The sequence below is a fragment of the Kitasatospora sp. NPDC048365 genome, assembly GCF_043200835.1.
Taxonomy (GTDB): Bacteria; Actinomycetota; Actinomycetes; order Streptomycetales; family Streptomycetaceae; genus Kitasatospora; species Kitasatospora terrestris.
In genome coordinates this window covers 1-16192 of record NZ_JBICYJ010000019.1, presented here as the reverse complement: position 1 = coordinate 16192, position 16192 = coordinate 1, and the positions used below count along the sequence as shown (strand labels likewise).

Sequence of the window (16192 nt, the reverse complement as noted above, 5' to 3'; positions counted from 1 at the left end):
GCCGGTGTGCCGGTCGGCCGGGTGATCAGCCGGCGAGCGAGGCCATCCAGGCCTCGACCTCGTCGGCGGTGCGCGGCAGGCCGGCCGAGAGGTTCTCGTTGCCGTCGGCGGTGACCAGGATGTCGTCCTCGATCCGCACGCCGATGCCGCGGTACTCCTCGGGGACGGTGAGGTCGTCGGCCTGGAAGTACAGGCCGGGCTCGACGGTCAGCACCATGCCGGGGACGAGCAGCGCGTCGACGTAGTTCTCGCGGCGGGCGTGCGCGCAGTCGTGCACGTCCAGGCCGAGCATGTGGCCGGTGCCGTGCAGGGTCCAGCGGCGCTGCAGGCCGAGCTCCAGGACCTTCTCGACGTCGTACACGGCCGGGTCGAGCAGGCCCCAGGCGAGCAGCCGCTCGGCCAGGACGCGCTGCGCGGCGTCGTGGAAGTCGCGGAACCGGCCGCCCGGCTTCACCGCCGCGATGCCGGCCTCCTGCGCGTCGTACACGGCGTCGTAGATCTTGCGCTGCAGCGCGTCGAAACGGCCGTTGATCGGCAGGGTGCGGGTGACGTCCGCGGTGTACAGGTTGCGGGTCTCCACGCCGGCGTCCAGCAGCAGCAGCTCGCCGGGGCGGACGTCGCCGTCGTTGCGGACCCAGTGCAGCGTGGTGGCGTGCGGGCCGGCCGCGGCGATGGAGCCGTAGCCGACGTCGTTGCCGTCGACCCGGGCGCGGCGCCAGAAGGTGCCCTCGATCCAGCGCTCGGAGGTGGCGACGGCCTGGCCGAGCTCGCGGACCACGTCGGTGAAGCCCTTGACGGTGGCGTCGCAGGCGGCGCGCAGCTCCGCGACCTCCCACTCGTCCTTGACCAGGCGCAGACCGGAGAGGAAGACCTTGAGCTCGTCGTCCTTCTCCTCGTCGAGCTGCGCGGTGAGGGCGGCCTCCAGGCCGGCGTCGTAGCCGCGGACGATCCGGGTCGGGACGGTGGCGGCGGCCAGCTCCTCGGCGGCCTTGCGGCAGTCGCGGGTGGGCAGGCCGTACAGCTCCTCGGCCTCGGTGAGGCTGTGCCGGCGGCCGACCCACAGCTCGCCGTGGCCGTCGAGCCAGAACTCGCCGTTCTCGCGGTCGGAGCGCGGGCGCAGGTACAGCGCGAAGACGTGGCCCTGCTCGCCGACCGGCTCGGCGACGAGGACGGCGTCCTCGCTCTGCTCGCCGGTCAGGTGCACGTACTCGCTGGCGGCGCGGAAGGCGTAGTCGGTGTCGTTGGCGCGCACCCGCAGGTTGCCGGCCGGGACCACCAGGCGCTCGCCCGGGAAGGCGGCGGAGAGCTTCGCCCGGCGCTCGGCGGCGTACGCCGCCTGCGGGACGGGCTGCAGGCCGCGCAGCTCGGTGTCGGCCCAGCCGGACTTCATCGAGGCCGCGAGCTCGTCGGAGATTTCGCCGTAGAGCCCGTTCTTGCGGGACTTGATCGGCTTGTCCTCTTCTGCCGCGGCGGCTCCCTCGGGGTTCTCGGACACCGCCGGGGTACGGTCCTCGGTCACGTACGTCGCCTCCTTGCGCGCGTGGTGCCGCCGGTCGCGCGCTCCCGGGTCGCGGGGGCGGCGGGCGGCCGTTGCGACCCATGGTACGAAACAACCGTTCGGTACCGGGAGCCCCCACCCCGGGCCCGCCTCCCCGGTCTCCGCAGGGGTGGCTAGTCGAAGCGCACGGCGAGCACCACCAGGTCGTCCTCGGCCGGCCCGTCGCCGGCCACGGCCGGCGCCAGCAGGTGCTCGCACAGCCGGTCCGGGTCCAGCCGGACGTCGCGCGGCGCGTCCGAGGCGGCCCGCCGCAGCGCGGCCTGCCCGCCGTGCAGGGTCGACCCGCAGCGCCGGGCGAGGCTCTCGGTGTACAGCACCAGGACGTCGCCGGGCTCGGCGGTCAGCTCCACCCCGGGCGCCTCCCAGCAGCTCAGCATGCCGAGCGGCGCGGACAGCGAGGTCTCCACGAAGTTGGCGCCGAAGCGGGTGAGCAGCACCGGCGGGCAGTGGCCGGCGCCGGCCAGCGAGATCCGCCGGTCGTCCGGGTTGACGCAGGCGTACACGGCGGTCGCCGACCGGGTCGGCTCGGTGGTCTTCAGCAGCAGTTCCAGGTCGCCGAGGACGGACACCGGGTCCTCGCCCTCCAGCACCGCGTACGCGCGCAGGGCGGCCCGCACCCGCCCCATCGCGGCGGCCGCGCCGGGCGCGGAGCCGGGGCCCGCGCCCGGGCCGTCGCCCAGCACGCTGCCGACGGTGAGCCCGAGCGTGCCGTCCGGCAGGGCGATCGCGTCGTACCAGGCACTGCCCGCCGAGCGCTCCAGCGCGCCGGGCCGGCAGCGGGCCGCGATCTTCACCCCGGGCACGGTCGGCAGGTGGTCGGGCAGCAGGCCGCGGCGCAGTGCCTCGGTGGCCCGAACCGCCTGCTCGGCCTCCAGCTGCCGGGCCAGCAGTTGCGCGGCGAACTCGCAGTAGCGCTGGGCCAGGTGCTCGCGCCGCTCGTCCGGGCGGCCGGGCTCGTCGTAGAACCAGGCCGCGGCGCCCAGCGGCCCGTCCGCCTCGGTGGCCAGCGGCAGCGCGTAGCAGGCGCCGAGGCCCAACTGGGCGGCGACCTCGCGGAATCGCGGGCCGACCGTCGGGTCGGTGGCCAGGTCGTCGATCAGCAGCCGGCCGCCCCGGACGGGGTGGCTGAGCAGTTCGGCGAACGGGCCGTGCTCGGCGGGGACGGTCTCCAGCGCGCCGAGCATCGAGCGGTCCAGCCCGAGACCGACCGGGCGGCCCAGGGTGCGGGCCGGGCCAGGACGGACGGTGACGATCAGGCCGCGGCGGGCGCCGAGCAGCGCGGCGCCGGAGTCCAGCACGGTGTCCAGGGTGGCGGCCAGGCCGCGCGCCCGGGCCAGCAGCTCGGTGTGCTCCTGCAGGCTGGTGAAATCGGACAGCCATCCGGCCAAACGGTCCTGCAGGTCGGCCGAGGGCTCACCGAAGTCGGGCAGCGTCTCCACCGGCAGCAGCGGTTGGACGTCGGTCATGTGCAACTCCCCACAATCCGGAACATGTCACGCAGGACCCCCGAGACCGACCGATACGGTTCTTGACTCACTTCTCGGCACGAATCCACCACTTGTACACAGCCCGATCGGGGCATGTCCATACCGCTGCCGGGACCGGAGTGTGACGGATGATCAAGTCGCGTTCGGGATCGTATGCTTCGGCCGCCACTCACCCGCCCGAGCGGCCGCCACCTCACTCGTACGGTGGAACCGGCGGCCTCCTGGCGGCGTCCATCTGGACGTATGGGGGATTCTCGTTCCAGGGCCCGGTCTCCTCGCGGTGCCTCCCCCACACAACTCAGCCCGGTCACTCACCCCGGTCGCGGAAGGGAACGAGCCGCCATGCGCCGTACGCGCCCTGGTCAGATGTCCGAGCCGGCCGCCCGGCTGTGGTGGCCGCCCCTGCGGCGGGCCCGGACGGTCGCCCTCGCCGCCGCGCTGGACGCGGCGGTCGGCCGGGGCTGGCCGGTGGTGCCCGGCGCCCGCGCGCTCCGCGGCGACGACGGCCCCTGCTCGTGCGGCGCGCCCGCCTGCCCGGCCCCGGGGGAGCACCCGCTGGATCCGCCGCTGGAGGCCGCCACCACCGACCCGCGGATGGTCCGCTGGTGGTGGGAGCGGCGGGCGCCCGGCGCGCCGGTGCTGGTGGCCACCGGGCGGGCGGTCTGCGCGGTCAGCCTGCCCCGCGCGGCCGGGCCGTGGCTGCTGCGCCACCTCGCCGAGACCGGGGTGATGATCGGCCCGGTGCTCGCCACCGTCGACCACTTCGTGCTGCTGACCGCGCCGTACACGCTGGACGAGTTGGGGTCGCTGCTGGCCGAGCGGCCGTGGGTGCCGGGCTCGCTGCGCTACCACGGCCCGGGCGGCTACCTGGCGCTGCCGCCGTCGCGGACCGGCGCAGGCGGGGTGCACTGGGTGCGGCGGCCGCTGCCGGGGGAGCCCTGGCTGCCCCAAGTCGGCACCCTGCTCGGGGGCTTGATCACCGCCAGTGCGGTCACCCTGCCGAACCGGTAAAAAAGATCCGACCGCTGGCGACGGGGGATGCACCAGCGGTCGGACTATTGAAACAGTAACAAAGATCCGCCTCCGCGCCAATTTGTCCACGCCAGCGGGGTCTTGGAATTTTCCGCAGGCCGGATAAATGTGACGCAGGTCACTCGAAGGCGCCTCGATTCCGGAACGGAATCAGTTGAGCGTGACCTGACGGCTCACCAGGTTGGCGCGCGCCCGACGCTCCTCCGCGGTCAGCGGGGCCGGGGCGGCCAGCACCTCGGCGAGGCGCTGCGCGAACTCGGCGGCCGGCTTCTCGCAGTCGTCCGCGGTCATCTCCAGCGGCAGGTCCCAGACCGGCACCGTCAGGCCGTGCGCGCGGAACGAGCCGACCAGCTTGGTGCCCTCGCCCAGCGAGGAGGTGCCCGCCGCGGACAGGCGCGCCAGCGCGTCCAGCAGCTCCTCCTCCGGCACGGTCATCACCCAGCGCAGGTGGTTCTTGTCCGGGGTGCCGCACCAGTACGCGGAGTCCACGCTGGTGACCTTCTCGGTGGGGATCGCCGAGGCGTTGGCGCGCTCCAGCGAGGCCGCGACCTCACCGGTCGCCGACTCGGCGTCCTCCAGCCAGAACTCGAAACCGGTGTGCACCGCGGGGGTGAACTCAGCCGAGGTGTCCAGCAGTTCCTGCAGGCGGCGGCCGCCCGCACCGGTCCGGCGGGCCGGCACCGGGCTGCCCGGCTCGGTCGCCAGGGCCGCCTCCAGCGCGTCCGCCAGGTCACGGCTCAGGTCGCCCGACGAGGACTGGGTCTGCAGGCCCAGCATGATCGAACCGTCCGGACGGCGCAGCGCCGGCCAGGCCAGCGGCAGCACGGTCGCCAGCGTCACCGACGGCACCTCGCCCACCGCGGACTCCGCCACCCCGGCGGCCAGCGTCAGCGGCACGGTCGCGGCCGGCACCAGCTCGCGCAGCGCCACCCAGTCCGCCTCGCCCGGCAGGCCCTCGAACGGGCGGTGCACCAACTCCTGCACCGCGTGGGCGGCCTGGCGGCCGTGGCAGGCCTTGTACCGGCGGCCGGAGCCGCACGGGCACGCCTCACGGGCACCGACGACGGGGATGTCGCCCTCGACGACGGTGGACTGACCGGTCTGCTTCTTGGCGGCCTTCTTGGCCATGGTGCGGCTCTCCCGGGGACGGCGACGTTGCTCCCCGCAGCCTAGACCTTCACGTGCCCCGCTCAGCGGCCGTGCTGTTCCACGGCCGCTCCGACCTGCTCGAACGCCGGCAGCTCGGCCCACACCGTCACCTGACCGGGTGCGTGCCGCACCCCCCAGTCGCTGGCCAGCTCGCCCACGATGTTCAGCCCCCGGCCGCCGTGCGCGCTCACCGACGGACTGCCCGGCCGCGGTCTGGTGCTCGCACCGCCGTCGGTCACCTCCAGGGTGAGCAGCCCGTCCCGCCGCATTCCCCACCGCACCAGCACCGTTCCGTCCTGATCGGCCGACGCCTCGTCGATGTCCAACGGACGTGCGTGCCGACAGGAATTGCTGAGCAGTTCGGAGAGAATCAGCACCGCATCGTCGATCACCGCGTCAGGTATCGCGCGGTCACCGAGATCGGTACGCAGCCTGCGCCGGGCCACGCCGACGCTGGACGGACCATGTGGAACCGCCATCGCCGATGAGGTCGTCCCGGCTGCAACTGGCACAGTACGCGCCACCATCAACGCCACCCCCGGACCTCCTTCAGCTCCTGCCGAGGGATGGATGCCCCTTGGTAATGCGTCGGAAACGGGCGTTCGACGATCGTCGACGGCCATTTCGGAGCAGCACCACACACGGTGTGCAAAAGGTGATGCGCAGCTCACGTTCCGTCGTGAAAACGGCTGGAAATTAACCGTTTTCAACGACCGAGCTGAGCAAGTACCTCGGCCGGCCGATTGGTGATCAGCGCCTCGACACCGAGTTCCAGACAGAGTTCGACATCTTCCGGCCGGTCCACCGTCCACACGTGCACCCGGTGCCCGGCCCGGCGCAGCGCCGTCACCAGCCCGGGGTCGCGGCGCACCAGCTCGATGCCCGGTCCGGCGATCCGCGCGCCGCCCGGCAGCGCCCTGGTCCGGCCGATCACCGGCAGCTTCCGCTCCAGCAGGTACACCGTGGGCACCTGCGGCGCGGCCCGGCGCACCCGGTGCAGCGACAGCTCGGAGAAGCTCATCACCCGCACCGAGGACTCCGCGGGGTCCTCGGGCATCAACCCGAACCGTTCCAGCATGCGCAGCAGTTCGGCCTCGGTCCGGCCCGCGAACCGGGTCGGGTGCTTGGTCTCGATCGCCAGCTCCACCCGCCGCCCGGCGTCCGCCACCAGCTCCAGCAGCGCGCTCAGCGTCAGGATCGACGCCGGGGTCGGCGCCTGCGGCGACTTCCACGAGCCGAAGTCCAGCTCGGAGAGCTGCGCCAGGGTCAGCGACGAGACCGCGCCCTGCCCGTCCGAGGTCCGGCGCACCGTGCGGTCGTGCACGCACACCAACTCCCCGTCGGCGCTCAGCCGGACGTCGCACTCCAGCCCGTCCGCGCCCTCCTCGATCGCCCGGGCGTACGCCTCGACGGTGTGCTCGGGCAGGGCGGCGGAGGAGCCGCGGTGCGCGATGACCTTCACGGCCGAGCGGTCGGCCGGGGCGGCTGCGCCGGGAACGGGGAGGGGCTGGGTGTCCACGTCAACCACCCTACTGGGGCTCCCGTGATGCCCCCGCACCGCCACGGGGAACCCGGGGTGAACAGATCCGCCGGGGCGTGCGCCGGGCCGCGCACCGTGCCCCGACGAGCGCTGCCGAGCGCCCCGGCACGGCGCTGTGCCAGGCACGGCGCTGCCCCCCGGTACGGCGCCCGGTCACCGCACGGCGCCCGGTCACCGCACGTCGCACGCTCACGGCACCGCGTGCTCACCGCACCGCGTGCTCGTCCGCCGGGAACGGGCCGCCGTGGCCCGGCACGATCACGTCCGCCGCCGCCAGCACCCGCTCCCGGGAGGCCCGCAGCCCGTCCCGGTCCGGCGCCACCGGGTCCTCGGCCGGGCCGTCCGGCCGCCACCACAGGTCCCCGGCGAACGCCACCACCCCGTCCGCCGTGCCCACCAGCAGCGTGATGTCCTCCGGGCTGTGCCCCGGCGTGCGGATCAGCCGCAGCGACGGCGTCAGCTCGTACCCCTCGGCGTCCCGGTCCACCCACTGGTCGGCCAGGTACTCCGCCTTGTGGTCGTGCACCCGGGCCCGGCCGAACAGCCCGACGTTCAGCACGTTGTCCGGGTGGTGGTGGCTGAGCACCACGTCGGTCACGTCGTCCGGGCCGTACCCCAGCTCCGCCAGCGGCCCGAGGATCCGGTCGCGGCTCGCCACCATGCCGGGGTCGATCACCACCCGGCGTTCCCCGTCCTCGACGAAGGAGACGGTGGCGGCCACCCCGGGGCCGGTGGACAGGGTGTAGCCGGTGGTCAGGATCGTGTAGGCGGCGCTGCGGCCGACCGGTGCGTCAGTCATGGCAGCAAGCCTGCCGGGGCGACCGGGACGCGACGAGTGGCCGCCGTGCCACCGATCGCGGGAATCGTGCCAACGCCTGCACGGCCGTGCCAGACTGCCCGGATGCCGCCGTTCCACAACGTCGCCGCCTACCTGCCGCCCGGAGCCGGACTGCTCGCCGTCGGCGTGGTCTGCGAGGTGTTCGGCGCCCCGCCCGCCGCCCTGCCGCGCTTCGACTTCGCGCTCTGCACCGACCGGCCGGGCCCGGTCCCCACCGACCTCGGCGCCCCGCTCACCGTCGAGCACGGCCTCGACCGGATCGCCGAGGCCGACCTGGTCCTCGCCCTGCCCTGGACGGACTTCCGCACCCCGCCGCCGCCCGCCGCGCTCGACGCCCTGCGCGCCGCCCACGAGCGCGGCGCCCTGGTCGCCGCGCACTGCGTCGGCACCTTCGCGCTGGCCGCCGCCGGACTCCTCGACGGCCGCCGCGCCACCACCCACTGGCGCTTCGCCGACCTGCTCGCCGCACGCCACCCGGCCACCACCGTCGACCCCGACGCCCTCTACGTCGACGAGGGCAGCGTGGTCACCGGCGCCGGCGCCGCCGCCGGACTCGACCTCTGCCTGCACCTGGTCCGCCGCGAGTACGGCGCGGCCGCCGCCAATGCCCTCGCCCGGGAACTCGTCGCACCCCCGCACCGCGACGGCGGCCAGGCCCAGTACCTGGCCGCCCCCGTGCCCGACGACGGCGACGACGACCGGCTCACCGAGGTCCTCGCCTGGGCCCGCGAACACCTCGACCGGCCGCTGCCGGTCGCCGAGCTCGCCCGCCGTGCCCTGATGAGCCGCCGCTCCTTCGCCCGCCGCTTCACCGCCGCCACCGGCACCACCCCGCACGCCTGGCTGCTCGGCCTGCGCCTCGCCCGGGCCGAGGAACTGCTGGAGACCACCGACCTCCCGGTCGAGGATGTCGCCCGCCGCTCCGGCTTCGGCAGCGCCGCGGTCCTGCGCGAACAGTTCGTCCGCCGCCGCGGCGTGCCGCCCCGCAACTACCGGCGCACCTTCACCCGCGCCGAGCCGGCCCCGACCGGCGCCTAGACCGCCCCGGAGTGCCTCGGAGTGCCTCGGAGTGCCTCGGAGCGGCCTGTCAGTGGGCCTGTCAGAGGGCCTGGAGCTTCGGCTTGCTCAGCGCCGCCACCGAGGCGGTCACCACGCCCGCCACCAGGAAGGAGAACAGCGAGGCCGAGGACCACGCCTGCGGCGTGAAGTGCACCGCCTCCTGCGCCTTCGTCCAGAAGTCCGTCCACCCGGGGGTGATCGCCGTCGGCGCCAGGAACTGGTACGTGGCGAAGCCCAGCACCCACGGCAGCAGCATCGACCAGCGGGACGGCGCGTCCTGCCCCAGGTCCCAGCCCCGCCGACCCGCGCCGAAGAAGTAGTCCACCGCCAGCACCGCCAGCAGCGGCACGAACACCGACCCGATCAGGCCCAGGAACGCGTAGTACGAATCGGTGAACTTCTGGATCTGCAGCGCCAGCACCGTGATCAGCACGCCGATCCCGCCGGTCAGCACCCGGCGGTCCACCCGCGGCAGCAGGTTGTGCACCGACATCGCGGTCGAGTACACGTTCGCGAACGACTGGTCGGTCTCCCGCACCACCAGCACCAGCAGGAACGCCCAGCCCGCCGCCACCCCGGTGAACGAGGAGAAGATCTTCTCCGGGTCGCCGCCGGACTGCAGCAGCGCGATCAGGCCCAGCACGTAGCACCACACCTGCGCCACGGTGTAGCCGGAGAACGTCCCCCAGAACGAGGACCGCGTGGTCCGCGCGTGCCGGGTGTAGTCCGCGGCCAGCGGCACGAACGAGATCGACACCGCGATGATCGCGTCGGTCGCCTTCAGGAAGCCGTTCCAGTTGCCCGCGCCCGGGTCCGGGAAGCCCTGCCGGCCCAGCTGGACCGTGAAGTACACCATCGCCACGCCCACCGCGATCGCCACGTACTTGCGCAGCACCGCGATCGCACCCAGCGGCCAGATGGTCAGCACCGTGGTCAGCGCACCCGCCAGCACCACGAACAGCCAGCGCCAGCCCTCGGTCCCGGCCACCGTCTGGGCACCCCAGGCGATCACCATCAGCTCGTACACGCCCCAGCCGATGCACTGCAGGATGTTCAGCACCGTCGGCACGTACGACAGCCGGGTGCCGAACAGACCGCGCAGCACCGCCATCGCCGGAGCGCCGGTCCGGGTACCGATCAGCGCCGCCACACCGAGCATCGCGGTACCGATCGCGGTACCGGCGACGATCGCCGTCACCGCCGCCGCGAAGCCCAGCTCCTGGCCCGGCGCCCCCAGCACCGTCGCCGCCGAGGTGAAGCCGATCAGCGACACCCCGAGGTTGGCCCAGAGCGCGAACAGCGCCCGGAAGTCGAGGGTGCGCGGCGGCGCGGTGTCCAGCACCAGCGGCGCCTCGGCACGCGCCGACGAGGTCTCTTCGGAAATTGGGGCAGGCGAAACAGCCGTCATGGCCGATACTCCCTACGCCGGCATTACCCGGACAGGTTCCGGCGGTCTGCACCCCCTCGACCGCCCTGGCGTCACCGCCATGGCATACGGTCGAACCGGTGCACTCTCAGCCTGGTTGGTCCAAGCTCCCGCGATTCTTCGGTTACAAGGGCGACAGGCTAACGCCAGGCGGGGAGAGTGCCAAGGCCAAGGGGGTACCCGTCCGTATCCCGGGACCACCGGCAGGGGTTGTCAGCGGCGCCTAAGCCTTCTCATGGATTCTTCAGGAGGCCGCTTACGGCGCCCCAACCGGCTATGCGAAAAACTATGGGCCAAGGTCCTGTCAGCTATGGAGGTCGTCCGTGAGCACCGAGCACGCGAGTGGTTCCACCGGGCCGGAGGAGCAGCAGAGCTCCACCGGCTCCGAGGCCGTTGCTCCCGCTCCCGACACCGCGCCGCCGTCGTACATCGACGCCCCGCCGCCGGTCGTCCCGCCCGCGCCCGCCGCCCCCGCGGCCCCGGCCGCGCCCGCCGCGCCCTCGCTCGCGAAGGCCGACAGCCCGGAGCCCACCGCCCCCGCCGCGCCCGCCGCCCCTGGCGCCCCGGCCGGGCAGCCGTCGTACATCGACGCCCCGCCGCCGGCCGTCCCGGCCGCGCCCGCCGCCCCGGTGGCACCCGCCGCTTCGCAGCCGCCGGCCGACCCGTACGCCCGACCGGCCGAGGGTGCGCCGCAGCAGCCCGCCAATCCGTACGCCGCGCCGGCCGCACCCGCTGCGCCGGCCGTACCCGCTGCGCCCGGCGCGCCTGTTTCGCCGACCGCCGACACCGCCGCGTTCGCCCAGCCGGCGCCCGGTGCTCACCCCGCCGCTCCGGCCGCTCCCGGTGAGCCGCACCACCCCTTCGGCGCCGGCCAGCCGCTCGGCGGCTGGGGCCACGGCGCGGGCGGCGGCTCCGGCACCCCCGAGTACCCGTCCGCCTGGGGCACCCCCGCGCCCGGCGGCCCGCAGCCCGGCCGCAAGCGCGGCGGCCTGATCGCCCTGGTCGCCGCGGTCGCCCTGGTGGCCGGCCTGGTCGGCGGCGCGATCGGCGCCGCCAGTCGTGACGGCGGCAGCAGCTCCGCGGGTGGCAACAGCCACACCAGCACCACCGTCTCCGTCGGCGACAGCAAGCAGAACCTCGACCGCGCCCCCGGCTCCGTCGCCGGCATCGCCGCCAAGGCCCTGCCCAGCACCGTCACCATCAAGGCCCAGGGCTCCAGCGAGTCTGGCACCGGCACCGGCTTCGTCTTCGACACCGAGGGCCACATCCTCACCAACAACCACGTGGTCGCCCCCGCGGCCGACGGCGGCAAACTGACCGTCAAGTTCTCCGACGGCTCGTCCTACTCGGCCTCCGTGGTCGGCCGCGCCCAGGGCTACGACGTCGCCGTCGTCAAGCTCGACAACCCGCCCACCGGCAAGCTCACCCCGCTGCCGCTCGGCGACTCCGACAAGGTCGCCATCGGTGACGCCACCATCGCCATCGGCGCCCCGTACGGCCTCGAAGGCACCGTCACCACCGGCATCATCAGCGCCAAGGACCGCCCCGTCGCCTCCGGCGACGAGACCGGCGCCCAGGCGTCCTACATGAACGCCCTGCAGACCGACGCCTCGATCAACCCCGGCAACTCCGGCGGCCCCCTGCTCAACGCCGAGGGTGCCGTGATCGGCATCAACTCCGCGATCCAGTCCAACAGTTCGGGCTCCGGCCGGGCCGGCTCCATCGGCCTCGGCTTCGCCATCCCGATCAACCAGGCCAAGTGGGTCGCCCAGACCCTGATCAAGGACGGCACGCCCGTCTACGCGATCCTCGGCGTCCTGCGCAACGACGAGTACAAGGGCGACGGCGCCCAGATCCAGACCTCCGCGGTCAAGGGCACCCCGCCCGTCACCCCCGGCGGCCCCGCCGACCAGGCCGGCCTCAAGCCCGGCGACGTCATCACCAAGCTCGGTGGCATCTCCATCGACAGCGGCCCGACCCTGGTCAGCGAGATCTGGACCCACAAGCCCGGCGAGAAGGTCGAGGTCGAGTACACCCGCGACGGCAAGGCCGCCAAGACCACCGTCACCCTCGGCGAGCGCAAGGGCGACAGCTGATCCGGCCGAAACGGTGTGCACCGAACCCACCCGAACCCGTTAGGCTGGCCTCCGCCGAGGAGGGTTGCCCGAGCGGCCTAAGGGAACAGTCTTGAAAACTGTCGTGGCCTAGCGCCACCGTGGGTTCAAATCCCACACCCTCCGCCTATGAAACGACCCCTGACCAGTACCAACGGTCAGGGGTCGACTCCTTTCCCCTGCCCGTGACCCGGGACAAACAAGGGGCTCGACCGATGGGGGTGCCCCTTGCCCAGGTGGAAGAAGGACGCCGATCAGGCGCAGAAGTACCGGCACATGCCCGACGACGAGCTCCGCGCCGAGTTGCAACGCTATCGAGCCGGTGAGGCCCGCGCGGCCTTCAACAAGGGACGTCGTGGCTGGAAGGCCATGCGCGAGCTGATCGAGGCGGAGATGGTGCGACGGGGACTTCTGGATTGACGGTGGCGCGGTCCTGGCCGGTCTCCCGGCCGGTCCGGTGTCACCGCTAACACGCTGCTCGTCGGCGTGCGAGTCGGGTGCCGCAGGCCGTTTCCTCCGTTCGGCTTCATCGTAGGTGCGTTCGTCCGGGGGCGGGGATCCTGGCGCCATGGTGACCAGACTCCTCGTGGCACTCTCGATGGCCGTGGCCGCCGCGCTCGGTCAGGGCTCCCCGGTGGCTGCGAGCCCCATGTCCCAGGGCGGCATGCGGACGGTCCTCCTCGAACAGTTCGCCACTCTCGACACCGGCCTGGGCAGCGCCTGGGGCTGGCAGACCGCGGCGTATGCCAATTGCACGGACAATCCCGACAGTTGGAAACGCGACCGGCTCACTCCTTCGTCCCTGAGCGTCGCGTCGGGGCATCTCACGGTCACCGCCACGCACCGGGACGACGGCCAGTGGAACACCGGTCTGATCACCACCGGTGACTCCTGCGACTCGGGCGGCAGCGGCGTCCAGGCGCGCACCGGAGACCTGGTGACGGTCCATGTGCGGCTTCCGGCCGCGGACTCCGGGGCCTGGCCCTGCCTGTGGACGTGGCGGGACGGCGGGAGCGAGGTCGACCTGTTTGAGTGGTACGCGGACCGGCCCGACCAGATCGAGTTCGTCAACCATGTCCGCTCGGGCAGCACCGTCTACGCCGATCCCGCGGTCGGCGCCGGCAAGTGGGTCTACATCGCCGTCAGGCTCGATACGGACAACGACACCTGGTACGTGGGCACCACGCCCGACAGGCTGACCGAGGTGTGGTCCGACAGCACCGGCGTGGGGCCGGACTTCTCCGCCTATCTGATCCTCAACCTCTCCATCAGCGACGGCAGTTTTCACCACCCGCCGACCGGGATCGACCCGGTCTCCATGGAGGTGGACCTGCTGCGGATCGACCGCCCGGCACCCATCGGTCACCCCGGCTCAGGCGGGGAGGCGCTGCCCGGGCACCCAGGATCCATCCTCACCAGGATCCCCCTCGCCACCGTCCGGTAGCGCCGTGGCCGTCCCGGTGCGCCGTGAGGGCGGACTTCCCCACCGCACCCGGGAGCCCCGCGCCGTACGGCTGGGTGCAGACGCCGGCCACGCCCTTCCCGAGCGTGTCCGCGTCCGTCCCCGCCCGGATCGGCGCCAGGCGGCCTCGCAGCCGATGTGCGGTGTGCTTGCCGGGGGTCGGCGGGCGGGGGAGAGTGCGAGGCGGACAGGGGTACCCGAGTGCGGAGGCGGCGCGGTATGGGCGAGTTGGTGGAGCGGCTGCGGCAGGGACTGCCGGCGGGTTCGGTGGCGGTGGACGGGGACGTGCTGGCGGCGTACAAGCACGACATGGCGGGGTTCTGCGCGGCGGGTGAGCCGGCGGTGCTGGTGTTCCCGGAGTCGGTGGAGCAGGTGCAGCACGTGATGCGGACGGCGAGCGAGCTGCGGGTGCCGGTGGTGCCGCAGGGTGCGCGGACGGGCCTGTCGGGCGGGGCGAACGCGGTGGACGGCTGCGTCCTGCTGTCGCTGACGAAGATGGACCGGATCCTGGCGGTCGATCCGGTGGAGCGGATCGCGGTGGTGCAGCCGGGCGTGGTGAACGCGGAGTTGTCGCGCGCGGCGGGCGAGGTGGGGCTGGCGTACCCGCCGGACCCGTCGAGCTGGGAGTCGTGCACGATCGGCGGCAACATCGGCACCGGCGCGGGTGGTCTGTGCTGCGTGAAGTACGGGGTGACCAGCGAGTACGTGCTGGGCCTGGAGGTGGTGCTGGCGGACGGGCGGCTGCTGCGGACCGGGCGGCGGACGGCGAAGGGCGTGGCGGGCTACGACCTGACGCGGCTGCTGGTCGGCTCGGAGGGGACGCTGGGGGTGGTGGTGGAGGCGGTGGTGGCGCTGCGTCCGGCGCCGGAGCCGGCGTTGGTACTGGCGGCGGAGTTCGACAGCGTGGACGCGGCGGGGGCGGCGGTGTGCGAGGTGATGGCGCGGGGGTTCGTGCCGTCGCTGATGGAGTTGATGGACGCGACGACGGTGCGCGCGGTGAACGAGATGGCGCAGATGGGCCTGCCGGAGTCGACGCGGGCGCTGCTGCTGGTGGCGTTCGACGGCCCGGACCGGCGGGAGCGGGTGGCGGCGGTGGCGCAGGTGTGCGCCGAGGCGGGGGCGACGGGGGTGGTGCCGGCCGAGGACCGGGCGGAGTCGGAGCTGCTGATGCAGGCGCGGCGGTTGTCCCTGCCGGCGATGGAGCGGATGGGGACGACGATGATCGACGACGTCGCGGTGCCGCGGGCGCGGCTGGCTCAGATGCTGAACGGGGTGGCGGAGATCGCGGACCGGCACCGGCTGACGATCGGTGTGGTGTCGCACGCGGGGGACGGCAACACCCATCCGGTGGTGATCTTCGACGCGAAGGACGAGGACGAGACGGAGCGGGCGCGCCGTTCGTTCGACGAGATCATGGCGCTGGGGTTGGAGCTGGGCGGCACGGTGACGGGCGAGCACGGCATCGGGCTGCTGAAGCGGGAGTGGCTGGCGCGGGAGCTGGGGCCGGTCGGGCTGGAGCTGCAGCGGCAGATCAAGGGGGTCTTCGACCCGCTGGGAATCCTCAATCCGGGTAAGACCTTCTGACCGTCATTATTCATTTCATCCAAAGTCGGCCGATTCGGCTGGAATTGTCGACATGGATGGCTGATTCGACTTTTCCGGGGCGCGTTCGGTGGTTCGTGCGCCGTGCGAGTCGCACGGCTCGCCGAACGTGCCCCGCCCGCGCGGCGTCCGACCGGGTGCGGCCCGCAGCCGTACGGGTCATTTCGCAGGTGGGCGGCGGTGTGTCTGTCAACGAACCGACCGCATGCGGACTATGCGCCGACGCGTCGACATCACGCTAACGGGGGAAAAGCCGTTCCGGTGCTGGTGCTTTGTCGATTTGTTGCGGAAGTCTGGTCCTCGGCGTCGCAGCCCGCAGGGGTTCGTCTGGCCGCGAACTCCCGCAACCATCAGCAGTTCCCAGCACCACGGCACCACGGAGGAATTCATGGCGCGCTTCCGCACCACTCGCCTGGCCGGCCTGTTGGCCGCCGTCCCGCTCGCAGCCGGTCTGCTGCTCGTCGGGGTCGGCGTCGCAGCGGCCGACAACGGTGCGGCTGCCGACCACGGCTCGAACGGCAGCGTGGTCTCGAACATCGGCAGCGGCAACGTCTTCGGTTCCGTCGACGGCAACTACAACTGGACACAGCAGACGGCGACCGGGGCCGGTGCCTCGAACCAGAACAACAACCTCGGGGTGAAGGACAACGCGGGCCTGGTCCTCGCCGACCAGTCCAACACCAACTTCACCTTCGTCTTCGCGCCGGTCCTCGCCGGCTGACGACGGGCCGTCGCACCGCCCGGGCCGGAAAGGGTCACCGCACTGGGCGGGTTCGACGGGACGACGGACGACAGAGGGGCGGGGGGGGGGGGCGCCCCCCCCCCCCCCCGCCCCCCCCCCGCGCCCCCCCCCCCCGCCCGCCCGCCCCCCCGGGGCCCGGCCCGCCCGCCCCCCCCCCCCCCCCCCCCACCCCACCCCCCCCCC

General features: G+C 73.3%; 14 protein-coding genes, 1 tRNA gene and 1 riboswitch. Of the genes, 8 read left to right on the top strand and 7 right to left on the bottom strand.

Going from position 1 to position 16192, the window contains the following annotated elements; translation table 11 throughout:
- Window positions 1–25: 25 nt before the first annotated feature.
- Window positions 26–1519, bottom strand: a complete 1494-nt coding sequence (locus ACGFX4_RS20320) for an aminopeptidase P family protein (protein WP_393076095.1) — start codon at window positions 1517–1519, stop codon at window positions 26–28.
- 152 nt (window positions 1520–1671) lie between these two features.
- On the bottom strand, window positions 1672–3024 hold the full coding sequence (locus tag ACGFX4_RS20315; RefSeq protein WP_393076092.1) for a PP2C family protein-serine/threonine phosphatase: 1353 nt from the start codon (window positions 3022–3024) through the stop codon (window positions 1672–1674).
- Between the two features lie 387 nt (window positions 3025–3411).
- Here ACGFX4_RS20315 and ACGFX4_RS20310 point away from each other — a divergent pair, with 387 nt between their 5' ends.
- The gene (locus ACGFX4_RS20310) at window positions 3412–4056 is read left to right on the top strand and encodes a bifunctional DNA primase/polymerase (RefSeq protein WP_393076089.1); all 645 of its coding nucleotides are present in this window, start codon (window positions 3412–3414) and stop codon (window positions 4054–4056) included.
- A gap of 171 nt (window positions 4057–4227) precedes the next feature.
- Here the strand turns inward: ACGFX4_RS20310 and ACGFX4_RS20305 are convergent, their stop codons facing one another.
- From ACGFX4_RS20305 to ACGFX4_RS20290, 4 genes are all read right to left on the bottom strand, one after another.
- Window positions 4228–5205, bottom strand: coding sequence for a DUF5926 family protein (locus ACGFX4_RS20305; protein WP_393076087.1), 978 nt, complete (start codon window positions 5203–5205; stop codon window positions 4228–4230).
- Window positions 5206–5267: 62 nt separating this feature from the next.
- A complete protein-coding gene (locus ACGFX4_RS20300; protein ID WP_393076473.1) occupies window positions 5268–5753 on the bottom strand; it encodes an ATP-binding protein in 486 nt (161 codons plus the stop codon).
- A 179-nt stretch (window positions 5754–5932) separates the two neighbouring features.
- Window positions 5933–6745: a glycerophosphodiester phosphodiesterase gene (locus ACGFX4_RS20295; RefSeq protein WP_393076084.1), complete on the bottom strand. Its 813-nt coding sequence runs from the start codon at window positions 6743–6745 to the stop codon at window positions 5933–5935.
- A 226-nt stretch (window positions 6746–6971) separates the two neighbouring features.
- Window positions 6972–7565, bottom strand: coding sequence for an MBL fold metallo-hydrolase (locus ACGFX4_RS20290; protein ID WP_393076081.1), 594 nt, complete (start codon window positions 7563–7565; stop codon window positions 6972–6974).
- Window positions 7566–7667: 102 nt separating this feature from the next.
- Between ACGFX4_RS20290 and ACGFX4_RS20285 the strand changes: the two genes are divergently transcribed.
- Window positions 7668–8642: a GlxA family transcriptional regulator gene (locus ACGFX4_RS20285; protein ID WP_393076078.1), complete on the top strand. Its 975-nt coding sequence runs from the start codon at window positions 7668–7670 to the stop codon at window positions 8640–8642.
- Window positions 8643–8703: 61 nt separating this feature from the next.
- On the opposite strand, the gene ACGFX4_RS20280 is transcribed toward ACGFX4_RS20285, so the two are convergent.
- Window positions 8704–10005 carry a purine-cytosine permease family protein gene (locus ACGFX4_RS20280; protein WP_393076075.1) on the bottom strand — a complete coding sequence of 434 codons (1302 nt, stop codon included), beginning with the start codon at window positions 10003–10005 and terminating at the stop codon, window positions 8704–8706.
- 58 nt (window positions 10006–10063) lie between these two features.
- A riboswitch (TPP riboswitch) is annotated at window positions 10064–10213 on the bottom strand.
- A 199-nt stretch (window positions 10214–10412) separates the two neighbouring features.
- Between ACGFX4_RS20280 and ACGFX4_RS20275 the strand changes: the two genes are divergently transcribed.
- From ACGFX4_RS20275 to ACGFX4_RS20250, 6 genes are all read left to right on the top strand, one after another.
- Window positions 10413–12185, top strand: coding sequence for a S1C family serine protease (locus ACGFX4_RS20275; protein WP_393076073.1), 1773 nt, complete (start codon window positions 10413–10415; stop codon window positions 12183–12185).
- Between the two features lie 58 nt (window positions 12186–12243).
- A tRNA-Ser gene (locus ACGFX4_RS20270) sits at window positions 12244–12329 on the top strand.
- Window positions 12330–12431: 102 nt separating this feature from the next.
- Window positions 12432–12623, top strand: a complete 192-nt coding sequence (locus ACGFX4_RS20265; RefSeq protein WP_393076070.1) for a hypothetical protein — start codon at window positions 12432–12434, stop codon at window positions 12621–12623.
- Between the two features lie 184 nt (window positions 12624–12807).
- A complete protein-coding gene (locus ACGFX4_RS20260; RefSeq protein WP_393076068.1) occupies window positions 12808–13647 on the top strand; it encodes a beta-glucanase in 840 nt (279 codons plus the stop codon).
- A gap of 237 nt (window positions 13648–13884) precedes the next feature.
- The gene (locus ACGFX4_RS20255) at window positions 13885–15249 is read left to right on the top strand and encodes an FAD-binding oxidoreductase (RefSeq protein WP_393076065.1); all 1365 of its coding nucleotides are present in this window, start codon (window positions 13885–13887) and stop codon (window positions 15247–15249) included.
- A 406-nt stretch (window positions 15250–15655) separates the two neighbouring features.
- Entirely contained in the window at window positions 15656–15988 is a 333-nt protein-coding gene (locus ACGFX4_RS20250) for a hypothetical protein (protein ID WP_393076062.1), read from the top strand.
- Window positions 15989–16192: the final 204 nt, after the last annotated feature.